Raw genomic sequence first — 26,650 nt, 5'->3', positions numbered from 1 at the left:
GACGCCCCGCCCGTGGTTTTCGGGAAGGAAACAACAATGATCATCGGTTTGGAAGGCTCCTGGAGCGCCGCCATCGACGACGGCATCGCACGGCCGGTCCGTCTGCCCGGCACGCTTGACACCAACGGGATCGGACACCCGGACGTCGCACGCACCCGCACGACGACGCCCGGCGTGATCGACGATTCCGTGGACCTGCGCCCATGGGCGACCCGATTGACGCGCAAGCACACGTTCGAAGGCGAGGCGAGGTTCACGCGGCATATCGCATACCGTCCAAAGCCCGGCGAACGCGTGTTCTTCGAAGTCGAACGAGCGCGCCACCTCGCCCTGCAGGTCGACGGCACGCCCGTGCCGCCGCATCTGCCCGGCACGTTGAGCACGCCGCACGTATTCGAAGTGACCGGCATGCTGACCGGCGACGACGAACTCGTCGTGCTCAGCGACAACAGCTATCCGGGCATGCCGCACGATGCGATCGTCGGCTCGTCCACGGCCACCGACGAGACGCAGACCAACTGGAACGGTCTGCTCGGCTACGTCCGGCTGCGCGTCGAACCGGAAACGTTCGTCTCCTCGGTGCGGGTCCTGCCGCACGGCGACATGGTGGACGTGACGGCAAGCGTGGACTGCGGCCGTGCGGCGTCGGCGACGATCCTCGTCCGTTCCGACGCGTTGGCCGATACGGCCCGGCGGACGGTCGCATTGGTCCCGGGCGTCAACGACATCACGTTCGAGTCGCTGCCGTTGCGCGACGGTGTACGCCGCTGGGACGAATACGACGGCAACCTGCAGTACCTGACCGTGACGCTTGGCCGCGATGGCGGTGCCGTTGACGGCGCTGACGGTCCGGACGAAACGGTCCGCGAGCTGCCGTCCGGTTCGCCGTCCGGCTCGACCATGACCGTACGGTTCGGCGTGCGCGATTTCGGCTCCGACGACCACGGTCGACTGACGATCAACGGACGCGCGTTCTTCCTGCGCGGCGAAGCGAACTGCGCCGAATTCCCGGAAACCGGCCATCCGCCGACGAGCGTGGACGACTGGCGGCGAATCCTCGACACCTACCGGTCCTACGGCGTCAACTGCATGCGGTTCCACTCGCACTGCCCGCCGGACGAGGCGTTCGCCGCGGCCGACGAGATCGGCATGATGATGCAGCCGGAACTGTCCCACTGGGATCCGCACACCGCGTTCGAATCCGACGAATCCTTCGCCTACTACCGCACCGAACTCGAACGGGTCATCCTCACGCTCGCCAACCACCCCTCGTTCGTCATGCTCACGCTCGGCAACGAGCTCGCCGCCGGCGACCTCGGCCACCGGCGCATGACCGAATTGCTCGACCTGGCGCGTTCCCTCGACCCGACCCGACTGTACGCATGGGGCTCCAACGTGCACTACGGGCTCAACGGCTGCGATCCGAACAGCGACTTCTATACGTCGCAGGCGTACCGGGACCATTTCCTGCGCGCCACCAGCTCGCCCATGACCGGACATCTCAACAACCGGTATCCGGGAGCCGACATGAATTACGAGCAGTCGATGGCCGCGCTGCGCGAACAATACGCGGGGCCGGTGTTCGGATTCGAGGTCGGCCAGTACGAGGTTTTGCCGGAACTGAGCGAGATCGAACGGTTCCAGGGCGTCACCGACCCGGCGAACTACCGGATCATCCGCGACCGCATTCATGCGCGCGGCCTCGACGACATCTGGCCAAAGTACGTCGAGGCCAGCGGCGAATTGTCCCTGATCGGCTATCGCGAGGAAGTCGAAGCCGTATTGCGCACCGGGTCGATGAGCGGACTGTCGTTGCTCGGACTGCAGGATTTCCCCGGACAGGGCACCGCGCTGGTGGGCATGCTCGACGCGCATCTGGAATCCAAGTCATACGGATTCGCGCAGCCGGAACGGTTCCGCGCGTTCTTCACCGACCGTCTGCCGCTCGCGCTGCTGCCGCGATACACGTACACCTGCGACGAGACGCTGTCCTGCGACGTGGTCATCGCCAATTACGGACGGACGGCGCTCGCCGGTCCGGTGCGGTTCTCGCTGACCGGCGACGGCATCTCGCTGAAGGACCGCCTGCCCGACGTCTACTGTCCCGTGGGAACGCTGACCTCGGCCGGCAGGTTGGCGTTGCCGCTGGACTCGGTACGGCCGCCGGCCAGGCTGGACCTGCGCATCGACATCGACGGAGCGACGAACTCGTACCCGATTTGGGTGTATGCGCCGACGACGCCGTCGCGGCCGGCGGGCGTGTATGAAACCGAACATTTCGACGAGACGGCCCGCGCTGTGCTCGACCGGGGCGGCGTGGTCTACCTGTCGCCGCGTTCCACGGCCGAAGCGCTGCCGGGGTCGGTGCAAGGCCAGTTCTCCACCGATTTCTGGTCGGTCGGCACGTTCCCCCAGCAAAACGGCGGCATGGGACAGTACATCGACGCCGACCATCCGCTGTTCGACGGGTTCCCGACCGAATCGCACACCGACTGGCAATGGTGGCCGATGGCCGGTCGCCGCGCCGTCGTACTGCCCGAGTCGGCGGGACGCATCCGTCCGATCGTCACCGAAATGGACAGTTACGCATACCTGCGTCCGATGGCGCAGCTGTTCGAATGCCGGTGCGGTAACGGACGACTGCTGTTCTCGTCGATGGGATTGCAGGATCTGCAGGATCATCCCGAAGGCCGCGCGTTGCAGGGCGCCATCTACCGGTATCTGGCATCGCCGGCATTCGACCCACGGCAGCGGATCGACATGGAGGTCATCGCGTCGATGGTGCGGTGACGTTGGTGCCGTGCCCGTGCGGGCGGCGTGGCCGGTCGGCTGCGCCGCCCGCACGGTCATATCTGTCGGCATTCGGCAAAGTGAGAGCAATTTTTCACTATTGGTGAGCAGAAAAAACCCTGTATCGGCCGGAAAACGGTCTTAGTCTTGAAGCAAGCGATCACTATGTTGCGGTAACGGCGACAATGGGCCGGTCGCATGGTTTCCAAGGCAGTTCCAATGAAGGAGCACACTATGGCAGTGACGATTCGGGACACCGTCATCACGATCCCCACCTACGAGATCGGCGCGGCGGACAAGAACCCGGAGTTCATCGAAAAGCGCGTGTATCAGGGCAGTTCGGGCCGCGTCTATCCGTATCCGGTCATCGAGACGATCAGCGATGTCAAGCGCGACAAGGACTACCGGGCCGTGATCATCGAGAACGAGTATCTCGAAGTGACCGTGCTGCCGGAACTCGGCGGTCGCATCCAATACGCGAAGGACAAGACGAACGGCTACGACTTCGTCTACCGCAACAACGTGATCAAACCGGCGCTCGTGGGTCTGACCGGACCGTGGATCTCCGGCGGCATCGAATTCAACTGGCCGCAGCACCACCGTCCGACCACGTACCTGCCGGTCGACTATACGGTCGAGGACCTGCCGGACGGCGGCAAGGCCGTGGCTCTCCACGACACCGACCAGATGTACGGCACGCAGGTCGTCACCACGATCGCGCTGCACCCGGGCAAGGCATACATCGAGATCGACGCGCAGCTGTACAACGGAACCGCGCTGCCGCAGACCTTCCTGTGGTGGGCGAACCCGGCCGTGCCCGTCAACGAGCACACGAAAACCGTGATGCCGCCGGACGTGACCGCCGTCATGGACCACGGCAAGCGCGACGTGTCCCGCTATCCGATCGCAACCGGCACGTATTACAAGCACGACTACTCCGAAGGCGTCGACATCGGCCGCTACAAGAACGTGCCCGTGCCGACCTCGTACATGGCCGCGCATTCCGACTACAACTTCGTCGGCGGCTACGACTTCGGCGTCGGCGCCGGCATCCTGCACGTGGCCGACCACCACATCTCGCCCGGCAAGAAGCAGTGGACGTGGGGCAACGGCGACTTCGGCCGCGCATGGGACCGTAACCTCACGGACGCGAACGGCCCGTACGTCGAGCTGATGACCGGCGTGTTCACCGACAACCAGCCCGACTTCACATGGCTCAAGCCGTACGAGGGCAAGACGTTCACCCAGTACTTCATGCCGTACAAGGGCGTGGGGCTGGTCAAGAACGCGTCGATCGACGCGGCCGTGAACCTCGAGATCGGACCGGAGGATTCGTTCGGCGCGGCCGGCGAGACCGAAGGCATCGAAGCGCAGGGGCTGGCCGCCGGTCAGGGGCGCGTCACCGCATACGCGACGAGCGTGTACGAGCATGCGCACGTCACCGTCACCGACGACCGCACCGGCGCGACGCTGTACTCGTACGTCGGCACGATCAGCCCGAACGACATCGTGCGCGCCGAATTCGACACCGGCGACGCGGCCGCCACCGACATCACCGCGACCGTGACCTCCGCCGACGGGACCGTGCTCGTCAAGTACACGCCACAGCCGAAGACGATCGACAAGCTGCCCGAGCCGGCCAAGGCCGCCGACGACCCGGAGGACATCCTCACAAACGAGGAGCTGCTGCTCGCCGGCCTGCACCTTGAGCAGTACCGTCACGCCACATACATGCCCGACCCGTACTATCTCGAAGGCTTGAAGCGCGACCCCGGCGACGCGCGCATCAACAACGCGTACGGCCGGCTGCTGCTGCGCCGCGGCGACTTCGCGGGTGCCGAACGGTACTTCCGCACCGCGATCAAGCGCCTGACCAAGCACAACACGCAGCCGTACGACTCGGAACCGCACTACAACCTCGGTCTCGACCTGCTCTACCAGGGCCGTGACGACGACGCGTTCGACATGTTCTACAAGGCCACCTGGGACGACGCGCAGAAAGAGCGCGCGTTCTTCGCCATGGCCGCCATCGCCGCCCGCCGCGGCGACTTCGCGGACGCGCTCGAATACGTCGACACCGCGCTCACCCGCAACACGATGAACATCAAGGCGCGCGGCCTGCGAGCCTACGTGCTGCGCAGGCTGGGACGCGCGGAAGACGCCGCGGCCGCGCTCGCCGAGAACCTCGCGGTTGACCGGTTCGACTTCGTGTCCGGCAACGAACGCGTGATCGCCGGGGGAGACCCGGCCGAACTGTCCGGTCTCATGCGCGGATTCTTCGAAAACCACCTGCAGGCCGCCCGCGACTACGCGCTGTTCGGCGCCTACGAGGAGGCGCTCGCGCTGCTCGCCGAGACCGACCAGTCGAAGCCGATGGTCAAGTACTACGAGGGTCTGTATCTGGCAGCGCTTGGCCGCGACGAGGAGGCGCGGACCGCGTTCGAGGCAGCCGAAGCCGCGCCGTCCGACTACTGCTTCCCGAACAAGCTTGAGGATATCGCGCCGTTGGAGGCCGCGATCGAGTCCGTGGACGGTGCCAGGGCGCCGTACTATCTCGGTTGCCTGTACTACGACAAGACGCTCGCCGACCGTGCGATCGGGCTGTGGGAGCGTTCGCGCGACCGTGATCCGGGCTTCCCGACCGTGCATCGCAACCTCGCGCTCGCCTACTACAACAAGCGCGGCGACGCGACGGCCGCACAGCGGGAGATCGAGGAGGCGTACCGTCTCGACGGGTCGGACGCGCGCGTCTTCCTTGAAATGGATCAGCTGCACCGCAAGATCGGTTGGACGTACGCGCAACGGCTTGCGGAATTCGAGAAGCACCCCGATGTGGTCGGCGAACGCGACGACCTGTATATCGAATACCTGACCGTGCTCAACCTCACCGGGCGTTACGCGCGGGCATACGAGCTGATGGGGCGGCGCCGCTTCCACCCGTGGGAGGGCGGCGAAGGCAAGATCACCGCGCAATACCGCATCGCGCTCACCCTGCTCGCCAAGGACGCGATGGCCGCCGGCGACTGGGATCGGGCGAAGGAGCTGCTCGGGCGCGCGCTGTCCTACCCACAGAACCTCGGCGAAGGCAAACTCGAAGGGCAGAAGGACAACGACATCCACTACTGGCTCGGCGTGGTCGAACGTGCGCTCGGCGACGAGTCGGCCGCGCGCGCCGAATTCCGGCAGGCGACGATCGGCCCCGACGAGGTGAAGGGCGCGATGTACTACAACGACCAGCCCGCCGAAATGATCCTGTTCCAGGGACTCGCCCACAAGGCGCTCGGCGAGGAAGGCCCGGCCAACGCGCGGTTCTACCGGCTGCTCGACTACGGCGAGCAGCACCTCGACGACCAGGTCAGGATCGACTACTTCGCCGTCTCGCTGCCGGACTTCCTCATCTTCGACAACGACTACACGAAGATGAACCGCGTCCACTGCCTCTACCTGATGGGACTGGCCAACATCGGCACCGGCGATCGCGAGGCGGCCGCGCGGTTCCTCGATGATGCGCTCGCGCTCGACCCGAGCCACATCCAGGCGAACCTGTTCGCCGACGAGATCGGCGTGCGGCAGCTGCTGTGACGGCTGGGGCGGCTGTGACGGTTATGGCATCAAGGTGATGGCATCGTGCCGGTTGCATCGGTCGTTATCGGTGCGCCGGCACGATGCCCGTCGTGGAGGGGCGTCTGCCGTGGGCGCCTACCATGAGACAGGGCGTTTTCGTCTGCGGAACCATCGTTCCGTGGAAGAAAACGCCCGTTCGTGCGTGAGCAAGGAGCGTTGCGGTGAGCGGTGAGGTCGGGGAACGTTGCGATGCGGGTGACCAGGCTGCTGACGGTGCTGGTGCCGACAGTGCCGTGTGCGGTACCGTCGGACGGATCTCTGGTGCCGGCTGCGCTGTCGGCGGGTCTGCGGGTCTGCCGGCAGCGGTGTTCTGGGACTTGGACGGCACGCTGATCGACTCGGACCCGTACTGGGTGCGCGCCGAGCGTGCATTGCTGGAGCGGTGCGGCGGCGCGTGGGACGACGCGCTCGCCGAGGCGATGCAGGGGGCCGCGCTGCCGATGATCATACGCCTGCTGCGCGAGCGCGGCGTTGACCTGCCGGATGAGGTGATCGTCTCCACGCTGACTGATCAGGTGATGTGCATGGAACGTGAACGTTTGCCGTGGATCGAAGGGGCTTGTGAATTATTGGCGGAACTTGCCGAGGCATGTGTGCCTTCCGTGTTGGTCACCGGTTCGCCGCGGCCGATCGTGGACAACGTGCTGGCCCACGCGCCGGCCGGTTCGTTCGTCGGTGCGATCAGCGGTGACGACGATGTCCCGCACAAGCCCGATCCGGCGCCGTATCTGGCGGCCGCGCGCATCGCCGTTACGGCCGGGTCGGAACACAGGATGCGCGACAGCGGTCGCCATGGTGAGGGCGTGAGCACGGGGAACGCGTCTATTCCGTCCCGTGATCTCATGCGTCGATGCGTGATCTTCGAGGACTCTCTGCCGGGGTTGGCCGCGGCCCGGGCCTCCGGCGGCTACGTGATCGCCGTCACCGGTCATGCCCGCGTTCCCGTCGCCGGCTGCGGCCGCTATGACCGCATGATCAGGGATTACCGTGGCCTGCGTCCGTCCGATCTCATTGTGGGCCATCCCTGATCCTTGCCGGACGGCTCGCGTGAACGAAGCCGGATGATTAGTGGTCCAAGTATTTAATACTCTTGAGTATGATACTCTAGAGTAAGATACTCGTGAGTATCATATGTAAGGTGGTTGCATGTTTGTCGGACGTGAACACGAACTGTCGGTGATGGAAGATCTGTGGGATCAGGACGATTTCCAGATGTTGGTGCTATACGGTCGTCGTCGTGTCGGCAAAACCGCGCTGCTTGACGAATTCGCGAGGGATCGCCATGCGCTTATGTTCACGGCTCGTCAACAGACCTCAGCCGCGAACCTGCGGGATTTTTCACGCGAGATCTATCGGTTTTTCGACGAGCCGATTTCAAGGCCGGCATTCTCGCTATGGCAGGATGCGTTCGATTTCATCGTCGAAAAGTCCAGGACGGAACCATCCCGTCGCATGCTGTTCGTGTTCGATGAATTCCCCTATGCGGCATTGAACGAACGGGCATTGCCCTCCATCCTGCAGGTCGCCATCGATCATGGTTTCAAAGACGCGAATGTGATGATGGTGCTGTGCGGCAGCAATGAAGGATTCATGGAAAGCGATGTGCTCGGCTACAAAAGTCCCTTGTACGGTCGGCGTACCGCGCAGATACGTCTTAAGCCGTTCGATGTGTTCGACACGGCTCGCATGCTTCCGTTCGCGTCGCCGATCGATGTCGTTCAGTATTACGCTACTTTTGGCGGCACTCCGTACTACCTGAAGCAGATTCGCGCGAATCTGTCGTACGAGCAGAATGTCGGCCGTCTGCTCTTTGACACCAGCGGGTTGCTCTATGAGGAACCGCTGATGCTATTGCGTCAGGAACTGCGCGACATTGCGGTGTACAACTCGGTGATGGAGGCGGTAGGGTCCGGTGCGACGCGACAGAACAAGATAGCCGGAAAAGCCGGCTTGGCAACATCATCGAGCGTCGGCAAGTACCTGAGCGTATTGTCCGATCTGGGATTGATCGAGCGCCGTGTTCCGTTCGGGGACAATCCGACGCATACGCGCAAAGGACTATGGGTGATCGGCGACCCGTTTTTCGCTTTCTGGTACCGTTTCGTCGGACCGAATTCGGATAGGATAGAGCGAGGCGACGGCGAGCTTGCGGTCGAAACCGACGTGATCGGCCCCGCTCTGGACACTTATGTCGGACAGCAGTATGAAACGGTATGCGAACAATGGCTGATACGAGCCAATCGTGAAGGGCATTTGCCGTTTCGCGCGACGGCCTTCGGCAAATGGTGGGGTGCTGATCCCCGGGTCAGGCAGGAAACGGATATCGATGTCATCGCCGCCGACGCGAAAACCGGTTCCATCCTGTTGGGCGAATGCAAGTGGAAGTCCAGTCTTGAGGTCGCTGACACGATCGCCGTTCTGCGATCCCGGGCGGACCTGATCCCGGGGTATGCCGACCGCCATTATGCCTTGTTCGTCAAAACCGACGAGCTGGCGCGGATCGCGGCCGGTCGTGGTGAGACGGGGCTGATGGCGATATCCGTGCAGGATATGCTGTCGCCGGACGGCCGATGATGTCGTATTCGGCCGCGGGGCGATGCGGAACCGTCAGTGGCGTATCGCCCCGCGATCGCACATGTCAGTGGCGGTCCGTCACGGAACCACGGTCGATGAGCGTCGGGTCGACGAAGACGTGACGCGTCGCCGCGTCCGGGTTCTGGATGCGTTCGATCAGCGTGGTGACCGCGGCCTCGGCCAGGTCCTGCGCACTGGAACGCAGCACGGTCAGCGGGCGCGAGCTCGGGGTGGCGAAACCATCGATCGAGATCAGCGACACGTCGTCCGGCACGCGGATGCCGCGCCGCTCAAGCACCTGTGCGATCGCGATCGCCAGATAATCGGAATGCACGAGCATCGCGGTGACGTGGGTCGCGGCGATGCGCTCCACGATCTCATCGACGCCGTGCGCGTCATACGGCTGTATGCCATCGCAGATGAACGGGCATTCGATCCGACCGTCGCTGGCATCGACCAGTTCGCGCCAGCTTTTCTGGATCATGGCCGACGTCGGCGTTTCGCTGAACGCGGCGCCGATGCGCGTATGACCATGGCCGAGGAAGTGCACGGCGGCCTTGCGCACGCCATACGGATGATTGGTACGCACAGAATCCACATAGCAGGTGCCCAGCGGTGGCTGATCGCGTTCGATCACCACCGTGGGAATCTGTGCACGTTCGATCCAATCCCATGCGCGTTTGCCGGATTCGGGATGGGAATTCGGTGCGACGATCAGGCCGCAGAGGTTCTGGTCGATGGTCAGACCCGCCATGATCTCGTCGTCGGGCGAGCCTTCGTCGTAGGACGATTCGCGCACGGTGAGTTGCAGACCGTACCGTGCCGCGATCGGAGCCATGCGTTCGATGACGCCGGGCCAGAAGAAGCTCGGTTCGGGCAGCATGACGCCGATGACCGGCTGCGCGTCGGGGCGGATGGCGGGGGCGGCCGCATCCGGGGCGATATTCGTCGTGATGCCTGGTGCGGCGTTCGCGACATGTCCCGGGACGTCGGGGGCTGCGGCGGATGCCGGGCCGGATTCGAAGCGTGCCGTGCGGCTGACGTTCGTGGATGGCTGAGGCGCGTCGTCGCTGCCCACCGACATCGCGCCGCCGCGGATGCGCTTGAGCAGGCCGGCGTTGCCCAGTTCGGCCAGATCCCTGCGCACCGTGATCTCCGTGGTGTTGAGCAGCGTGGCGAGTTCCGGCACCGTGGCCACGTTCTGCCGCGTGAGCAGGCTCAGGATCATGTCGCGGCGTTCGGCCGGCAGATAGTTGCGCTTGCGCTGGTTGTCCGGGGACTGGGGTTCTGACATCGTTCCGCTTTCCGAGGGCGCGCCGCCGTATCGCTTCGGGCTGCGCGCAGTCGCGTGCCGAAGAAATTGAGCGGTGCTGATCGTTTTTGCTTATACATTGTATCCGATGTGTTGATAACGGGTTGTGCTGTCGAGTGGCGGTATTGCGCCGAATTGGCAATGCTTGTGGAGAATCGGTGAGGATGGGGGCGTGGGTGTGATGATTGAATTTGATTGAATTCGTGCGTTATGGTATAGTTAACGATAACTACCGCAGAGGGGTACGTAGAGGTTCCTCGCGGACAACGACAGCAGGCATTGCGCGACAGCGACGTTCTGCGCAAACCGACCGACAAGGAAAGGAATCGTCATGGAACAGCACTTCAATGGATACGGCGTCAACGATGGCCTTGACCGCGCGTCTTCGCCCCAGTCTTCGGTTGAGACGGATGATTGGGCGGCGCTGTTCGCCGGTCTTGCCGCCTGAATTGGATATCCTCGGACGTCCGGCTGGCCTTGTGGCTCGCCGGGCGTTGTGGTATCGAGCGAAGGGTGAAAGCGCGACACAATTTATCAAAATTGATTGAAATTGATTAAAGTTGAGTGTATAATCAAAATTGATCAAACGATATGGTGTCGCGAGGCTAGGTATGCCGGACGGCACGACTTCTTCCAAGGAGAAAGCAATGGCGGTCGCTCCCTTCAACGCGCAGGTCGCGCGCAACCCGCTTCGTACCAAAGCCCAATGCGAACAGGCCCTCATCGATCTGCTCACCCCGGGCATGGAACTCATGATCAAGAACGGACGCTACGGCCGCTTCCGCATGAGCGACTCCGGCGCCGTCTACAGCCAGGACCGCACCTCGTCCGAAGGCTTCGCGCGCCTCCTGTGGGGTCTCGGCCCCCTGTTCCACAACCGCGACAACATCCGCCGCTTCGGCCACTGGTGGCAGTTCACCTGCGAAAGCCTCATCAACTGCACCGATCCGACCCATTCCGACTACTGGGGCGGCGACCTGACCGACTACGATCAGCTGTTCGTCGAAATGGGCGCGATCACCGCGTTCCTGTACGAAACCAAGTCCGAATTCTGGGATCACCTGACCACCAAGCAGCAGAACAACATCTTCGACTGGCTCGAACAGGTCAACCACAAGGTCCTGCCGAAAACCAACTGGCTGCTGTTCCGCACGCTCGTCAACAGCTGGTTCGCCGACAACGGCCACCCCGACCACGCCAAGCTCGTGCAGGACGATTTCGACATCACCAACTCGCACTATCTCGGCCACGGCTGGTCGTACGACGGCTACGTCAACCAGATCGACAACTACATCCCGTTCGCTTACCAGTTCTTCACACTCGTGCTCGTCGGCCTGACCAAGAAGAACGGCAAGCAGGAACAGCTGCTCAAGGAGCGCGCCACCGCGTTCGTGCCGAGCTATGCGAACTGGTTCACCACCGGCGGCGCCTGCCTGCCGTACGGCCGCAGCCTCGACTACCGCTTCGCGCAGGCCGCGTTCTGGGCCGCGGCCTCGTTCGCCGGCGTCGAACCGCCGGAAGGCTGGTCGATCGCCGACTTCAAGCACCTGCTGCTGAACAACCTGCGCTGGTGGTTCTCGCAGAACATCTTCCAGTCCGACGGCCTGATCCCGATCGGCTACGCCTACCCGAACATGAACATGGCCGAGGGCTACAACGGGCCGGCCTCCGCCTACTGGGCGCTCAAGACGTTCATCTTCCTGTGCATCCCCGACGACGACCCGTTCTGGCAGGTGCGCGAGGCCGAGGACTTCAAGTTCGAGCCGCTCAAGAAGCAGCCCGAACCGCGCATGCTCGTCGCCCACAGCGCCACCGGCCGCGAGGTGCAGGCGTTCACCGCCGGACAGCACAGCCACGAGCATGCGCACGCCAACGCCAAGTACGAGAAGTACGTGTACTCCACCACCTTCGCGTTCTCCGTGCCGAAGGCCGCCGTGCTGCTCAAGCAGGGCGCGTACGACAGCACGCTGGCGGTGAGCGAAAGCGATCATTACTGGCAGACCGCGTACGGTTATGAAGATTATGCGATCCACGACGACTACGTGTACTCCGAATGGAAGCCGTGGAAGGACGTCGACATCAAGAACTTCGTCGTTCCGGACATGCCGTGGCACGTGCGCGTCCACGTCATCGATTCGGCGCGCGAGCTGCACCTCGCGGAAGGCGGCTTCTCGTTGCCGGACTACGGCGAGACGATCGAGACGGGCGTGCCGAACTCCGTGTTCTACCGCACCGAACAGGGCGTCATCGGACTGGTCGGAGCTGACGGTTTCAGCGTGGAACTGTCCACTCCGGAACCGAATGTGAACATCCTGTACCCGAAGACCCGCATCCCGATGCAGACGCGCGTGATCGAACCCGGCAAGTACGTGTTCGTCTCGCTGTACCTCGGCGACGCGGAAGGCGAGTCGCTCGACGCCGACGGCAAGGTCGTCGTCCCGGAGTTCCATCTTGACGGCAACGTGCTGACCGTCGGCGGCAAGACCGTCACGCTCGCCGAACTCGCGTAGCGCATCGTATTCGCGCGACGATGTTCATGGCGTAGTCCGTCAGTCATGCATGCATAGGGTGGCGTCCGGATCCGCGAAGGACCTGGGCGCCACCCTTACATATGTGGCTGACGCGGTTGCCCGGCGGTTCGTCGGCGGTGGTTACGCGCGTTCCAGCTTCGCGTAACGCAGTCGCGTGGCCTCGCCGGTAATGCCAAGCAGACGCCCGATGGTCTCCCAGGACGCGCCCCGTCGGTGCATAAGCAACACCATGCTGGTGAGGCGTCCGTCGATGTAGGCCAGTTCGGCCTTTCTCCGGTTCAGCAGTCGGCTGATCTCCAGCTCGGGGGAGAATCCCGGGTCGTCTTCGGGCAGGACGTCCGAGGGAGTGTCAGTCCGTTCGACCGCATCCGCCGCGGCGTTGCCCATGGCAAGCAGCTGTGCCTGCGTGTCGGGGTCAAGGTCTTCAAATCTCATATCGGTCACCTTCCTGTGCGGTATTGCAGCGTCAGCCATTTCGTTTCGTAGCTCAGTCGTGCGCGCATGGCGTGCACGATGACGTGTTCGGTTATCCCCGGCATCCAGGAGCGTTCGATGACGCCGATCTCGTACAGCACCGCCCCTGATCGGCCTGTGCCGACCAGTATGTGTGTAGGGGGCGTCCGGGAAACGTTGACGTCGACCTCGATGCCGTATCGGTAGGCGTGCAGAATGTCATCGTCGCTGATCGGCGGTTCGCCGTGTTTGTGTTCCCGGTGAGCCGAAGGAATGATCAGTGGATCCTCGTCGCCAATGGGAACAAGTATACTTGGCAAGTTCATTTGCATCAACTCCGTCGTCGCGTATTGGTCTGGTGCGCTGACTGTACCCGTTCGGCGCTCGCTGCAGTGCGTAAAACAAGTGCTGTGGTCGAAAGGTATGTCCGTCGGCGTGTCCTGTGCCGGTTGTGGATAACTGTCCGGAATGACGGCGGATTGCGGATACGTTGCGTGCGGAATGATCGGCTGGCTGATTGTCGGCGGGTGTCTGCTTGGAGACCGCCGTGATTCGGATGGGGTTGTCTGGGGGGGGGGTGAAGGCTGGTGATTGCAGACGATCTGGTCTGTGGAGGATCGTGGAAAGGGTTTCGCTCATGGGACGAGTGAAGAAAATCGCGGCCGCATTGATCGCGGCGTGCACGTTGTTCGGCGGCGCCGGTGCGGCATATGCGGGGGAGTCAGGAACTCCGTCGGATGCGGCGGCGCCGCAGACGGCCGCTGAAACCGGCAACCTGGTGTATGGCAAGACGTCCGTCAGCAACGTCAGGGTGTCGGATGTCGGCGCGCATACCGCCAACGTGACGTTTGATTACACCATCGATCAATCATTGCTGCCGCAAATCGAAAAAGTGTGCTTTGCGGTCGACCTGCAGCGCATTGCCGAGGTTACCGCTACGTCCGAGCCCGATCCGGGATATGCATGGGGACGTGGATCCTTTGACGTCGCATGCACCGGCGTGAAGGATGAGGATCTGACCCAGTCCACGTATAACAGCATTTACGGCATTCGTGCGAACCAGCCGGTCGTGGATGTTTCCGGTAATACCGTCGGCTCCGCCTCGTACCAGTCGTTCACTCGTTTTTACGATAGTTCGTGGGACGGAAAGGCGACCGGAACGTTCGACCTCACCGTGATCGGTCTGACCGCGGGCATGTCGTACGGCAACCGTAACGTCGACCAGTTCTCCGCCGCTCCGTTGATCGTGAACCTCTGGCGCATGGCCGATAAGGCATATCAGGAGGGTGGCCATGTCGCCGACGTGGATTTCAGCCAGGTCTATGCCGGTCTGCGCATTGATCTGAAGAACGGCGATCATGTGCCGTTCGACGATAACTCGACCAAAGTCCCCGATTTCACTACGACCGCCGAACCGGCGTCCACGCCGACCGCTCCCGATCTGACCGAATCGAACAAGGGTGATCTGGCCGTCGCCGATGGCACGGTCACGGCCGGCAGCGTGGCCCGCATCTATGTCAACAATCTCGCCAAGGGATGCGCGGCGAAGGTCGACGCCGGTGAGAATTGCTTCTGGTACTCCTACATCTATAGCGATCCGGTCAAGTTGACCGGCCCGGACGGCGCGCCGTACGTGACGATCGCGAAGGACGACGCGGGCAGGTACTACTTCGACGCATACATCCCGGTGGGCTATTCGGGCGCACACAAGATCTCGCTGCAGGATGCGGATGGCAACATCCAAGGCTGGACCGACATGACCGTGGGCGAGAAGACCCCGTCGTCGGTGGACAAGACCGCGCTGAACGCCGCGATTGCGGCCGCCGGCAAGCTGAACAAGTCCGACTACACCGAGGCGACGTGGAACGCGTTCGCCAAGGCGCTGGACTCGGCGAACGCCGTCGCCGCCAAGCAGGACGCCACGCAGGATGAGGTCGATGCGGCCACGAAGGCGCTGACTGACGCGCAGTCCGGTCTGAGGAAGGCCGCGGCAACGCCGACGACTCCCGTCACGCCGGCGCCGGATGACCAGTCCAAGAAAGACGAGCAACCCAAGGCGGACAAGGGCAAGGCGCAAGCCAAGCCCGCCGCGAAGGAGTTGTCGCAGACCGGCTCCGCAGTGACTGCGGTTGCGGCCGTGATGCTGGTGATGGTCGCCGCGGCCGGCGTCGTGACTGCCATTTGCCGCCGCGCCTGAGCCGTCGGTTCGCTGCATTGATGTTTTGGGGCTTCCCTGCGGGGAAGCCCTTTTGTGTATGGGGTGCGCCGCGCTCTGCGTCGGTCGTGTCGGGAACGCAACAATTTTTGTGCGTTTTTGGTAGAATGTGGTTGAAAATGTTTCGTCGTGATATACTGGAGGACGGAACTGGGACGATGCGGCGACGTTGCGGAAACGACACGGTGTACGTGCCGTCACCAGGCTTCACCGAGTCCCATATGACAACAAGGAGACTATCATGACGACCATTCTGGTCACCGGCGGCGCCGGCTACATCGGTTCGCACACCGACGTCGAACTGCTTGAGCAGGGCTACGACGTGGTCTGCGTCGACAACTACTGCAACTCCTCGCCGAAGTCGCTCGAACGCGTCGAGCAGATCACCGGCAAGAAGATCAAGTCCTACGAGGGCGACGTCCGCGACGAAGCCTTCATGGACAAGGTCTTCACCGAGAACAAGATCGACTGGGTCATCCACTTCGCGTCCCTCAAGTCGGTCGGCGAATCCGTCGCCAAGCCGATCGAGTACTACGACAACAACCTCAACAGCACCATCGCGCTGCTCAAGGTCATGCGCAAGCACGACGTGAAGAAGATCATTTTCTCCTCGTCCGCCACCGTGTACGGCACCCCGAAGCAGCTGCCGATCACCGAGGACACCCCGACCGGCGGCACCACCAACCCGTACGGCACCACCAAGCTGTTCGAGGAGCAGATCCTGCGCGACGTGCACGTCGCCGACGACTCGTGGACCGTCGTCATCCTGCGCTACTTCAACCCGGTCGGCGCCCATCCGTCCGGACTCATCGGCGAGGATCCGAAGGGCATCCCGGCCAACCTCACCCCGTACGTCGCCAAGGTCGCCATCGGCGAGCTCAAGGCCGTGCAGGTCATGGGCGACGACTACGACACCCCCGACGGCACCGGCGTGCGCGACTACATCCACGTCGTCGACCTCGCCAAGGGCCACGTCGCGGTCATCGGCAAGATCGATAAGCCGGGCGTGTTCACCTACAACCTCGGCACCGGTCACGGCTACTCCGTGCTGCAGGTCATCAAGGCGTACGAGAAGGCCGCCGGCCACGAGATTCCGTACGTGATCGTGCCGCGCCGCACCGGCGACATCGCCGCCTGCTACGCCGACTCGTCCAAGGCCGAGCGCGAGCTGGGCTGGAAGGCCGAGCTGGGCATCGACGACATGGCCGCGTCCTCGATGAACTGGCAGACCAAGAACCCGAACGGCTACCGCGACGCCGAGTGACGTTGCGGCCGATCGCGTAACTGATCGCTGAATAAACGATAAGCGCTTTCCGCGTGGGCATGACTCGCGCGGGGAGCGCTTTTTCGTATGTGTACGGTGCGCGATGATGCGGTGGATGTCGTGGGGTGGGGGTGGACTGAGGCATGGAAGGATGATCGAAAGTATTCAAAGATGATTATTGATGATTGAAGGTGCACAAATGACGATATATCGTGACGCCAAACCCGAAGACACCGACGAGGTCGTTGACCTGATCAACTACGCGTTCGGCATGCAGGCCCAGAAGATCCTCGCCAAGGCCTATGCGGAGAACGGGGAAGTACTTGAATCGCGACATAAGGTCGCCGTGGACGAAACAACCGGACGCATCGTAGCCGCGGTGGGCGTGTATCCGCAGACCATGCATGTGGCCGGCAAACAGCTCAATGCCATGTTCCTCGGTTGCGTATGCGTGCATCCGCGCCATCGCGGCGAAGGCCACATGGGCAAGCTCATCGGGATGTGGCACGACGAGCTGCGCGCTGAAGGCAACACCGACCTGATGGTGCTCTGGGGGCTGCGTCACCGCTACGCATACTTCGGCTATACGCCCTGTGGCTACGACTACACCTACTCGGTCAACCAATCCTGCGTCAAGCACGCGCTCGCCGGCACGGACGCCGACGGCATCACGTTCCGCACGCTGTTCACCAAGGACGGCGACGCCGCGCTTGCCGACCAGCTCAATCGTGAACGTCTGGTGTACGCCGAACGTCCCCTGCCTGTTCTTGAACGAATCTGCACGTATCTGAACAGCGAGGCGATCGCGATCGACCGCGACGGGGAGTCGATCGGCTACCTCATCCGCGCGCTCGCCGACCCGAGCGTCGTGCGCGAGATCGCACTGGTCGATCCCGCCGACTCGCCGGCCGTCTCCAAGGCGTACCTCGCCTCGCTCGCAGCCTGTCGCAAGGATGCGTTCACGGTGCGCGTCTCGCCGACCGATGTGGCGCTCAACGAACGGTTCGCCGCCTTCAGCGAGAACACGACGATCGGATGCCTGTGCCGGTGCAACGTCTTCGACTACGCGACGGTACTTGATGCCTACCTATCGGCGGCCGCGCGCTTGTGGCGGCTCGAACCGGGTCGGTTCAGCGTCGTGCTCGACGGCCAGCCGGTCACCGTCACCGTGCGTGATCACACATCCGACGGCGACGATCGCACCGCCGTCCGCCAATCCGTCACGGTTGAGCGTGCCGCCGATCCGGACGCGCCGCACCTGTCGCACATGGACGCGCAGGATCTGCTGCTCGGCATGGGCGCCCGTTTCCGCCACGACCTGCCGGTTGCGCCGGCCGGCTGGTTCCCGTTGGCCATGTGCTGGTACTGGCCCGACCTCAACTGATGTTGCGGACCGGCATCGGCGGACGGTCGCGAACGGTGCGTTCGGCATGACAGTCCGGCGGCGATGGGGGATACTGATGACGGTGACGATGATGGTGGCGTGACGACGCCGCGTCACCGTGTGACGGTCGAGAAAGGATCTGGCATGGCTGCGTATCGCGTGATTCCCATTGGCTCGCTGGAGAAGCTGCTGCCGTCCGATGACGCGCGGGCTTTGCCCTCGATCGACGGCGTGACCGGACTGGCGGGGGAGACGGTGTCGTTCCAGCTGGCGTACCGTGTGGAGGATGATCAATGCCATGAAGATACGGCGGATACCGATAGCGGTTTGTGCGGGACTGGTGAATCGGGCGATGTCACGCGTGAGATTGGTGGGGAATCTGGCGGACATGCGCGGGATGCGTGCGTGAACCAGTTCGTGACGCGGGTGTCGATGCGCGGCGCATTTGCCGAATATGCGCATATTCGCGCGGTGCGCGATGTCCCGGTCGATTTTCCGTGCTATCCCGGCAAAACCGACGACATGTACCTGTCCGAACGGCCCGGACTGTATCCCGACCTGCTGCAGGACACGAACGGCTGGGTCGCGTTCATGCCCGATCAGTGGCGATCGCTATGGGTCGATATCGATCTGCCGGCGATGTCGGATGACGGACATGTCGCACGAAGTTGTGAACGGAATGCAGGGGGGCGAGAATGTGGCGCGCAGGATCCTTTTGCGTCCGTGGCGGATGTGGCGGATGCGTGTTCCTCTGCGAATATTGTGTCGGGATCGCGGCCCGATGCGGCGGACGTGGAGGAACCGTCCGCGGTTCCTGTGTCAGGTAGCCTTATTGTGGAGTTCCGAACGCCTGATGGGGAGACGGTGAATGAAACCGCCGTATCGATCAGCCGCATTCCCGTGCAGCTGCCCGCGCTCGACATCGCGCACACCGAATGGTTCCACGCCGACTGCCTCGCGCAGTACTACGGGGTGCCCGTGTGGGGCGAGGAGCATTGGCGCATCGTGGAACGGTTCGTGGCGCTCGCCGCCAAACGCGGTGTGACGATGATCTACACGCCGCTGTTCACTCCGCCGCTCGACACCGAAGTCGGCGGCGAACGCCCCACCACGCAGCTCGTCGGCGTGACCCGGACGGGCGGCTCGTGGTCGTTCAACTTCAGCCGGCTCGAACGATGGACGCGCATGTGCGACCGCGCCGGCATCCGCCGATTCGAGATGAGTCACCTGTTCACCCAGTGGGGCGCCGAGCACTGCCCGAAGATCATGGCCACGGTGGACGGCACGGAACGGCGGGTCTTCGGCTGGGATACGTCGGCGACTGCGGACGGGTACCCTGAATTCCTCGCCGCGTTCCTGCCGGCGCTCGATCGGGAGCTGCATCGGCTCGGCATCGCCGACCGCACGGTGTTCCACGTCTCCGACGAGCCGACCGATGAGAATCTCGATTCGTATCTGGCCGCCAAGGCGGTGGTCGCGCCGTATCTGACGAGTTATCCGATCATGGACGCGCTGAGCCACATCGAGTTCTACGACAGCGGCGCCTGCGAGCATCCGGTGCCTGCTGAGAACAGGATCGAGCCGTTTGTCGCAGCCGGTGTGAAGGACCTGTGGACGTACCATTGCTGTGTACAGACGGTCGACGTGCCGAACCGTTTCATGGCGATGCCCTCGTATCGCAACCGTGTGCTCGGATTCCTGCTGTACGTGTACGATCTGGCCGGATTCCTGCATTGGGGGTTCAACTTCTACAACACCGAATATTCGCGACGCGCGATCAACCCGTACACCGAGCCGGGGTGCCCGGAAGGGTTCGCGGCCGGCGACGCGTTCCTCGTCTACCCCGGGCCGGGCGGAAGGCCCGAGGAATCGATCCGCATCATGGTGCTTGAGGAGGCGTTGAACGATCTGCGCGCCTGTCGTCTCCTCGAATCTCTCACCAGTCGTGATCAGGTCCTGTCGATCCTGACCGATGGGCTTGCGGAACCGCTCACTTTTGCCCGGTATCCGCACAGTGCCGCATGGTTGCTCGGCCGCCGCGACGCCATCAACCAAGCCATCGTCGACTATCTCGGCATGTGACGGCGCGGCCTACGATGTGCGCCGCGGCGGTAGCGGCACCGACAAGATGCGTTGCTGAACGTGTCTTGTCGGTGTAAGACGCGTTCAGCAAGGCACGTCGCATAAGGCGTGCTGTGCGCGACGGTTCTTCACGTCGAGATCAAACATTCCCCATAGTGATCAAAAGTGATAAAAAGGGATTATTTCGGTCTGTCGCAGTGAGCAGTTGTGTATAATAGTGATCGTTTAGAGGTTGCGATGCGATCGCAGTGATCGAATCGCGGTTATCATCCAACACCACGAGGGAGTGATCCTCATGACTGAGGCCCGTAATCCGTTTGCATATGAATACTGGACGCGCACGACCGGCGATCTGACCGACCGCCGCAAGCCGATCGCAACGCCGGTGATCGAAAATGATCATAACGGCGCGCAAACCGTCGTCATCGACCCGACCCGCCGCTACCAGTACTGGGAAGGCTGCGGCGCGGCCATCACCGACTCGTCCGCATCCCTGTTCATGCAGTCGATGACCGCCGAACAGCGCCACGCGATCCTCACCGAAATGTTCGATCCCGAACAGGGCGGCTTCTCGTCCGTGCGCATCTCCATCGGCGCCTGCGACTTCTCCAGCCAGAAGTACTACTCCTACGACGACCTGCCGGAAGGCGTCGTCGCCGACGCGGGCCTCAACTACTTCTCCATCGGCGAAGGCGAGCCGGGCGCGCCCGACGCGACCAAGGACCTCAAGAACGTCATCCCCGTCCTGCAGGAGATCGTCGCGATCAACCCGGCCGTCAAGATCATGGCCTCCCCGTGGTCCGCGCCCGCGTGGATGAAGACCTCCAACCGACTCGACGGCGCCGGCCGCCTGCGCCTCGGCGAATTCGTCGGCAACGGCTACCGTTACCAGGACACCATCGACTACGTGTACGCGCAGTACTTCGTCAAGTTCATCGCCGCGTACGCGAAGTACGGCATCCGCATCACGTCCGTCACCATGCAGAACGAGCCGAGCAACGGCTGCCCGTGGCCGATCACCGTGTGGACGCCCGAGGAACTCGCCAAGTGGGGCAGCGAATACCTGCGCCCCGCGCTCGACCGCACCTTCCCGGACGTCGAGATCTACTTCGGCGACGACAGCCTCCGCTTCTACCAGCGTCCGGTGAGCGAGTACATGACCCCCGCGCAGGCCAACGCGTTCGCCGGCGCCGCGTTCCACACCTACTCCGGTCTGCCCGAGTGGGTCCACAACGGCACCCGCCAGTTCCCGCAGTGGAAGGCCGCGATGACCGAACGCCGCTGCATGCTCGACGAAACCGTCGACGAGGCCAGCCACGTCATGTTCGGCGAGATCGGCACGTGGCTCGTGCGCAACGGCATCGGTCTGATCAACCTGTGGAACATGGCGCTCGATGAGCAGGGCTTCCCGAGCTGGGCCGGCACGTCCGGACGCCGCGGCGTCATCACCATCGACTCGTCCACCGGCAAGGTCAAGCGCAATCTCGAGTACTTCATGCTGCGCAACTACGGCCAGGACGTCACCGTCGGCTCGCAGCGCGTCGCCTCCACCAACCGCACGCCGGACGGCCGCCACGGCGGACTCGGCTCGGTCGCGTTCGTCAACGATTCGACCGGCGATCTCGCGGCGATCCTGTACAACCCGACGGGCGAGGACATCGAGGCCGCGGTGACGATCAATGGCGAGGGCGCGCGCTGGCAGAAGGTCACGGTTCCGGCATACGGCACCGTGAGCCTGCACAAGTCGCAGCATCCGGTCAACGAGTCCGAGGCTCCGGCCGACGACGAGTTCAAGATCACCTACACGCCGCACCCGGCCGACGACCACGACGAGACGCTGTTCTGATCCGTCTCTCGCGTGATTCGCTGCCCCGTTGGTTCATCTCATGCGCGCCAGCGGGGCATTTCCATGTCATGCTCCGGGAATTGCCCCGCTGAGTGGCATGTTTGCGGGGTGGTTCCCGGATCTATCATGAATTTGCCCCGCTAGAGGGCATGGTCGCGGGGTGATTCTCGAAACCATCGGGGGTTTGCCCCGCGGGGAGTGCTCTTTACGGGGCGGAATGGTGAGCTCGTCTTGGACTTGCCCCGCGGGTCGGCTTATGAGCAGGGTCAAACGGCGAAGTAGTTTTGGATTTGCCCTGCGAACCGGGCCGTGAGCGGGGCGGCATGGCGAAATCCTCCGCTGGTCGCCGCCCGGCTTACCGAGCGATGCCGATGCTGTCGCGCTCCACGAAATGCGAATCGAACATGATCGGCCGCCGGTTGCGCGGGTCGTTGACGTGCCGCACCGCCGCGAGCACCTCCTCGACCGCAGTCTCGCCGGCACGGTACCGCGCCAGATGCACGGTCGACAGCGTCGGCGTCACGAGCGCGCCGAGCTGGATGTCGTCGATGCCGACCACCGACACGTCGCCCGGCACCGAGATGCGCCGCGCCTGCAGCGACGTGATGAATCCGATCGCCATGATGTCGTTGTAGGCCAATACCGCGCTCGTCGGATTGCGCACGAACGCCTCGCCGCACAGGAATCCGCCGTGGAATGTCGGTTCGCTTGCGCCGATCCGCCGTACGCGTACGCCGTGCCGCCCGCAGATCGCGGTCAGCGTGCGCCATCGCACGCCGTCCTGCCACGACGATTCCGGCCCGGCCAGGTACGACAGCGATTCGTGGCCGAGCTGCGCGAGCCGCGAGATCGCCTGTTCCATGCCGGCCGTCGGGTCCGCGATCACCGACTGGATGCCCTGGATCGACCGGTTGATCGCGACGAGCGGCTTGATCTCGGCGAGTTTGCGGATGCCGGCGTCCGACAGACGCGACGAGGCGAGGATGATGCCGTCGATATGTCTGCTGGCCGACTGCAGCGCGGCTTTCTCGAGTTTGTCGGTTTCCTCCGAGTCGATGACCATGAGACCGTAGCCGTTGCGCAGGCACTGGTGCTGGGCGCTGCGCGTGTAGTCGGCGTACACGGGGTTGCGCAGGTCGGCCACGACGATCGCGAGCAGGCCGTTCGGCTCGCCGTCGGTCGCGGCGGTTTGCGCGGTGATCGTGCCGGCCCGGTATCCCAATCGCTGGGCCACGTCGCGGATGTGCGCGGTCGTCTCCGCACTGACCCGGCCGGGCCTGGCGAACGCGCGCGAGACGGTCGACGGCGCGACGCCCGCCGCCTCGGCCACGTCGCGGATCGTCACGCGACCGTGGCGGTGCGGTCCGTGAGCGGATTCGGATGCCGGTTGATGTGCGGATTCGTGCGCGGTGTCGTCGTCGCTCATGGGTGCCTCGTATTTCCGACGTTGGATGGTGCTCGATGTTGTTCAGATACATCGTACTGCCGATTGCCGTCGTTTGTTGCCAAATGTTGCCATATGCCGTGAGATGTTTGGAATTGAGATCGGTTCGAGGCGTCTTGCCTCTGTGTGCTCGGAAGTGCGCACGGCGGCAAACCGTGGCAACAAACCGTCCATTTGTTGCCAACATGGGACTATGGAGCCATGACTCAACCAGTGCAGTTTGATTTGAATCCCGATCGCCTGCTTCCTCCCGAACAGCCCACGCGCGACATCGCCCGCACGTTGTACGAATCGGTGAAGGACCTGCCGATCATCTCCCCGCACGGCCACGTGCCGATCAGCTGGTTCGCCGAAGAACAGCACTTCTCCGACCCGACCAGCCTGTTCATCACGCCCGACCATTACGTGACCCGCGTGCTGCACACCTGCGGCGAAAGCCTCGCCGACCTCGGCGTCAACCAGAAGGACTTCACCCCCGAACAGGCGCGCAACGCGTTCCTGCTGCTCGGCAAGCACTGGGCCGCGTTCGCCGGCACGCCGATGCGCTACTGGTTCGAGGACTCGCTGCGCAATGTCTTCGGCATCACCAGGCAGTTCGGCCCCGAAACGGCCGGCGAGATCTACGACGAACTCAACGCGCTGCTCGCCACCGACGACTTCACGACCCGCAAGCTCGTCAAGAAGTTCAACATCAGCTTCATCTCCACCACCGACGATCCGGTCGACGACCTGCACCTGCATGACCAGGTCGCGGCCGACAAGGAGTTCGGCGTGCGTGTCGCCCCGTGCTTCCGCCCGGACAAGTACCTTGAGCCGGCGCGCGTCGACTGGCCGGAACTCGTCGCCGCGCTCGGCAAGGCGGCCGGCGTGGACACGTCCACGTACGACGGCTTCTACGAGGCCATGCGCCGCCGTCGCCTGTACTTCAAGGAGCACGGCGCGGTTGCGTCCGACCATTCGCACGCCGACGCCGGCACCGCCCGCCTGACCGACGCCGAGGCCCGCGACCTGTACGCGCAGGCGCTCAAGGGGTCGATCAGCAAGACCGACGCGACCCGTCTGCGCCGTCACTTCGTCAATGACCAGGCCAAGCTCGCCCAGTCCGACGGCCTGACGATGACCATCCACCCGGCCGTCTACCGCAACTACGACTACCAAAACTTCGTCGATTTCGGCCCCGACACCGGCGCCGACATCCCCGACAAGGTCGACTTCGCGGCCGGACTGCGCCCACTGCTCAACGAGTACGGCAACAACCCGGACTTCCACTTCGTCGCGTTCACGATGGACGAAACCGAATACTCCCGCTCGCTCGGCCCGCTCGCCGGCTTCTACCCGGCGCTGTACGTCGGCGCCCCGTGGTGGTTCATCGACGCGCCCGAACCGATCCTGCGCTACTTCCAGGCGGTCGTGACCGCGGCCGGATTCACCAAGCTGTCCGGCTTCATCGACGACACACGCGCGCTGTGCTCGATCCCGGCCCGCCACGACATGAACCGCCGCCTCACCTCGCGGTTCGTGGCCACGCTCGTCGCCGACCACCGCCTCAGCCTCGACGAGGGCCTGCAGATCGTGCATGACGCGGTCTGTGCCCAGCCCGCCAAGGTGTTCAAGCTGTAAATCGTCAACCAAAGGACCAACATCATGACCGAAGCAACATACACGTCCAAGCCGCGGCTCAACCGCGCCGAACACGGCCGCAAGGCCGCGCCCGAGCGCATCCTGCACCTCGGCATCGGCAACTTCACCCGCGCCCACCAGGCGTTCTACACCGAACACGCGCCCGACGCCGCCGACTGGGGCATCGCCGCGTTCACCGGCCGCGCCGGCGACAACGTCATGCTCGACGCGCTCGCCCCGCAGGACAACGTCTACACGCTCATCGTCACCAACCAGGACGGCGACCATTTCGAGGTCATCTCCTCCGTCTCGTCCATCCACTCCGCCGACGACATCACCGCGCTGCGCCGCTACTTCGCCGATCCGAACATCGCGATCGTCACCTCCACCGTCACCGAAGCCGGCTACATGCGCGACCGCAACGGCGACCTCGACGTCGCCAACCCGGCCGTCGCCGCCGATCTCGCCGCGCTCAAAGCCGATCACGAGACCTCCGAACTGACCACGATCCCCGCCAAGGTGACCGCCGGCCTGCTCGCCCGCCGCGCGTCCGGCGCCGGCTCGATCACGATCCTGCCGTGCGACAACCTCGCCGGCAACGGCGCCGCCTTCCGCAAGGTCGTCGAACAGGCCATCACGGCCGTCGACCCGACCCTGCTCGACTGGGCGAACGACAACGTCGCATGGGCCACCTCGATGGTCGACCGCATCACGCCGCGCACCACCGACGCCGACCGCCAGACCGTCGCCGACGAACTCGGCTGGTACGACGAGTTCCCGGTGCGCACCGAACCGTTCATCGAATGGGTCATCCAAGGCGACTTCCCGAAGGGACGCCCGGCCTGGGACAAGGTCGGCGCGGTCATCACCGACGACGTGACCCCGTACGAGCACCGCAAGCTGTGGCTGCTCAACGGCGCGCACACGTCGATGGCGTACATCGGCACGCTGCTCGGCGTCAAGACCGTCGGCGAGGCGATCGCCGATCCGACGATCCGCGCATGGGTCAACGAATGGTGGGATCTGGCCAGCAGCTATCTGACCATCTCCACCGACGACTACCGTGCCAAGCTGATCGAACGCTTCTCCAACCCGCGCATGCACGACAACCTGCTGCGCATCGCGGAAGACGGCTCGCAGAAGCTGCCGGTGCGCATCGCGCCGGTCGCCAAGAAGGCGCTCGCCGACGGCAAGCCGATCACCCCGGCCGCCCGCGCGATCGCCGCGTGGATCCTGTTCCTGCGCGCGCACGGCGAAACCGACGCTCGCGACGCGTACCTCGACGACGTGCTGCCGCTGGCCAAGGCCGACGGTCCGGACGCGACGCGCAACGTCGTGGCCTACCTCGACAAGGAGCTGGCGACCTTTGACGAATTCGTCGCGGCCGTCGACGCGCAGAAGGAGGCGCTGGCCGCGGAAGCCGCCAAGCGTCAGTAATTTTCTGGCTCCCCTGGCAGGGGAGCCGTCAAACGCAGTTTGACTGAGGGGGCACCCGCCAGCCGAACCGCATC

General features: G+C 63.8%; 16 protein-coding genes. 12 read left to right on the top strand and 4 right to left on the bottom strand.

Going from position 1 to position 26,650, the window contains the following annotated elements; genetic code table 11:
- Positions 1 to 36 precede the first annotated feature (36 nt).
- The 4 genes from GFD25_RS02150 (at position 37) to GFD25_RS02135 (ending at position 8,988) form a co-directional block, all read left to right on the top strand.
- The gene (locus GFD25_RS02150) at positions 37 to 2,790 is read left to right on the top strand and encodes a glycoside hydrolase family 2 TIM barrel-domain containing protein (protein ID WP_163229514.1); all 2,754 of its coding nucleotides are present in this window, start codon (positions 37 to 39) and stop codon (positions 2,788 to 2,790) included.
- A gap of 234 nt (positions 2,791 to 3,024) precedes the next feature.
- Positions 3,025 to 6,372 carry a DUF5107 domain-containing protein gene (locus GFD25_RS02145; protein WP_163229512.1) on the top strand — a complete coding sequence of 1,116 codons (3,348 nt, stop codon included), beginning with the start codon at positions 3,025 to 3,027 and terminating at the stop codon, positions 6,370 to 6,372.
- Positions 6,373 to 6,575: 203 nt separating this feature from the next.
- Positions 6,576 to 7,442: an HAD family hydrolase gene (locus tag GFD25_RS02140; RefSeq protein ID WP_338024605.1), complete on the top strand. Its 867-nt coding sequence runs from the start codon at positions 6,576 to 6,578 to the stop codon at positions 7,440 to 7,442.
- A 118-nt stretch (positions 7,443 to 7,560) separates the two neighbouring features.
- Positions 7,561 to 8,988 (top strand): ATP-binding protein, encoded by a 1,428-nt coding sequence (locus GFD25_RS02135; protein ID WP_163229510.1) that lies wholly within the window; start codon positions 7,561 to 7,563, stop codon positions 8,986 to 8,988.
- Between the two features lie 64 nt (positions 8,989 to 9,052).
- Here the strand turns inward: GFD25_RS02135 and GFD25_RS02130 are convergent, their stop codons facing one another.
- Entirely contained in the window at positions 9,053 to 10,282 is a 1,230-nt protein-coding gene (locus GFD25_RS02130) for a substrate-binding domain-containing protein (RefSeq protein WP_163229508.1), read from the bottom strand.
- A 665-nt stretch (positions 10,283 to 10,947) separates the two neighbouring features.
- Between GFD25_RS02130 and GFD25_RS02125 the strand changes: the two genes are divergently transcribed.
- Positions 10,948 to 12,810, top strand: a complete 1,863-nt coding sequence (locus GFD25_RS02125) for a DUF2264 domain-containing protein (protein WP_163229506.1) — start codon at positions 10,948 to 10,950, stop codon at positions 12,808 to 12,810.
- Between the two features lie 141 nt (positions 12,811 to 12,951).
- Here the strand turns inward: GFD25_RS02125 and GFD25_RS02120 are convergent, their stop codons facing one another.
- Complete coding sequence (locus GFD25_RS02120) at positions 12,952 to 13,266, bottom strand: hypothetical protein (protein ID WP_163229504.1); 315 nt, start codon at positions 13,264 to 13,266, stop codon at positions 12,952 to 12,954.
- Between the two features lie 5 nt (positions 13,267 to 13,271).
- Entirely contained in the window at positions 13,272 to 13,610 is a 339-nt protein-coding gene (locus GFD25_RS02115) for a hypothetical protein (RefSeq protein WP_163229502.1), read from the bottom strand.
- A 311-nt stretch (positions 13,611 to 13,921) separates the two neighbouring features.
- Here GFD25_RS02115 and GFD25_RS02110 point away from each other — a divergent pair, with 311 nt between their 5' ends.
- The 5 genes from GFD25_RS02110 (at position 13,922) to GFD25_RS02090 (ending at position 22,075) form a co-directional block, all read left to right on the top strand.
- On the top strand, positions 13,922 to 15,481 hold the full coding sequence (locus GFD25_RS02110) for an FIVAR domain-containing protein (protein WP_163229500.1): 1,560 nt from the start codon (positions 13,922 to 13,924) through the stop codon (positions 15,479 to 15,481).
- A gap of 259 nt (positions 15,482 to 15,740) precedes the next feature.
- Positions 15,741 to 16,763: a UDP-glucose 4-epimerase GalE gene (gene galE, locus GFD25_RS02105; RefSeq protein WP_163229498.1), complete on the top strand. Its 1,023-nt coding sequence runs from the start codon at positions 15,741 to 15,743 to the stop codon at positions 16,761 to 16,763.
- A gap of 199 nt (positions 16,764 to 16,962) precedes the next feature.
- Positions 16,963 to 18,147, top strand: coding sequence for a GNAT family N-acetyltransferase (locus tag GFD25_RS02100; RefSeq protein WP_163229496.1), 1,185 nt, complete (start codon positions 16,963 to 16,965; stop codon positions 18,145 to 18,147).
- A gap of 144 nt (positions 18,148 to 18,291) precedes the next feature.
- On the top strand, positions 18,292 to 20,229 hold the full coding sequence (locus tag GFD25_RS02095; RefSeq protein WP_163229494.1) for a DUF4091 domain-containing protein: 1,938 nt from the start codon (positions 18,292 to 18,294) through the stop codon (positions 20,227 to 20,229).
- A gap of 295 nt (positions 20,230 to 20,524) precedes the next feature.
- On the top strand, positions 20,525 to 22,075 hold the full coding sequence (locus GFD25_RS02090) for a glycoside hydrolase family 30 protein (RefSeq protein WP_163229492.1): 1,551 nt from the start codon (positions 20,525 to 20,527) through the stop codon (positions 22,073 to 22,075).
- Positions 22,076 to 22,430: 355 nt separating this feature from the next.
- Here GFD25_RS02090 and GFD25_RS02085 read toward each other — a convergent pair whose 3' ends face one another.
- On the bottom strand, positions 22,431 to 23,501 hold the full coding sequence (locus GFD25_RS02085; RefSeq protein ID WP_163229490.1) for a LacI family DNA-binding transcriptional regulator: 1,071 nt from the start codon (positions 23,499 to 23,501) through the stop codon (positions 22,431 to 22,433).
- Positions 23,502 to 23,720: 219 nt separating this feature from the next.
- On the opposite strand from GFD25_RS02085, the gene uxaC reads away from it, so the two are divergent.
- The gene (gene uxaC / locus GFD25_RS02080; RefSeq protein ID WP_204314735.1) at positions 23,721 to 25,139 is read left to right on the top strand and encodes a glucuronate isomerase; all 1,419 of its coding nucleotides are present in this window, start codon (positions 23,721 to 23,723) and stop codon (positions 25,137 to 25,139) included.
- A gap of 24 nt (positions 25,140 to 25,163) precedes the next feature.
- Complete coding sequence (locus GFD25_RS02075) at positions 25,164 to 26,576, top strand: mannitol dehydrogenase family protein (RefSeq protein WP_163229488.1); 1,413 nt, start codon at positions 25,164 to 25,166, stop codon at positions 26,574 to 26,576.
- Positions 26,577 to 26,650: the final 74 nt, after the last annotated feature.

The organism is Bifidobacterium aerophilum (assembly GCF_010667685.1).
GTDB lineage: Bacteria > Actinomycetota > Actinomycetes > Actinomycetales > Bifidobacteriaceae > Bifidobacterium > Bifidobacterium aerophilum.
The sequence above is the reverse complement of the archived record's forward strand: the minus strand, read 5'-3'. Positions and strand labels throughout refer to the sequence as shown.

What these genes read in the sequence shown, in the direction of transcription:
- GFD25_RS02150 (WP_163229514.1), top strand. Translation starts at nt 37, where the DNA reads ATGATCATCGGTTTGGAAGGCTCCTGGAGCGCCGCCATCGACGACGGC.
- GFD25_RS02145 (WP_163229512.1), top strand. Translation starts at nt 3,025, where the DNA reads ATGGCAGTGACGATTCGGGACACCGTCATCACGATCCCCACCTACGAG.
- GFD25_RS02135 (WP_163229510.1), top strand. Translation starts at nt 7,561, where the DNA reads ATGTTTGTCGGACGTGAACACGAACTGTCGGTGATGGAAGATCTGTGG.
- GFD25_RS02130 (WP_163229508.1), bottom strand. Translation starts at nt 10,282, where the DNA reads ATGTCAGAACCCCAGTCCCCGGACAACCAGCGCAAGCGCAACTATCTG.
- GFD25_RS02125 (WP_163229506.1), top strand. Translation starts at nt 10,948, where the DNA reads ATGGCGGTCGCTCCCTTCAACGCGCAGGTCGCGCGCAACCCGCTTCGT.
- GFD25_RS02120 (WP_163229504.1), bottom strand. Translation starts at nt 13,266, where the DNA reads ATGAGATTTGAAGACCTTGACCCCGACACGCAGGCACAGCTGCTTGCC.
- GFD25_RS02115 (WP_163229502.1), bottom strand. Translation starts at nt 13,610, where the DNA reads ATGAACTTGCCAAGTATACTTGTTCCCATTGGCGACGAGGATCCACTG.
- GFD25_RS02110 (WP_163229500.1), top strand. Translation starts at nt 13,922, where the DNA reads ATGGGACGAGTGAAGAAAATCGCGGCCGCATTGATCGCGGCGTGCACG.
- galE (WP_163229498.1), top strand. Translation starts at nt 15,741, where the DNA reads ATGACGACCATTCTGGTCACCGGCGGCGCCGGCTACATCGGTTCGCAC.
- GFD25_RS02100 (WP_163229496.1), top strand. Translation starts at nt 16,963, where the DNA reads ATGACGATATATCGTGACGCCAAACCCGAAGACACCGACGAGGTCGTT.
- GFD25_RS02095 (WP_163229494.1), top strand. Translation starts at nt 18,292, where the DNA reads ATGGCTGCGTATCGCGTGATTCCCATTGGCTCGCTGGAGAAGCTGCTG.
- GFD25_RS02090 (WP_163229492.1), top strand. Translation starts at nt 20,525, where the DNA reads ATGACTGAGGCCCGTAATCCGTTTGCATATGAATACTGGACGCGCACG.
- GFD25_RS02085 (WP_163229490.1), bottom strand. Translation starts at nt 23,501, where the DNA reads ATGAGCGACGACGACACCGCGCACGAATCCGCACATCAACCGGCATCC.
- uxaC (WP_204314735.1), top strand. Translation starts at nt 23,721, where the DNA reads ATGACTCAACCAGTGCAGTTTGATTTGAATCCCGATCGCCTGCTTCCT.
- GFD25_RS02075 (WP_163229488.1), top strand. Translation starts at nt 25,164, where the DNA reads ATGACCGAAGCAACATACACGTCCAAGCCGCGGCTCAACCGCGCCGAA.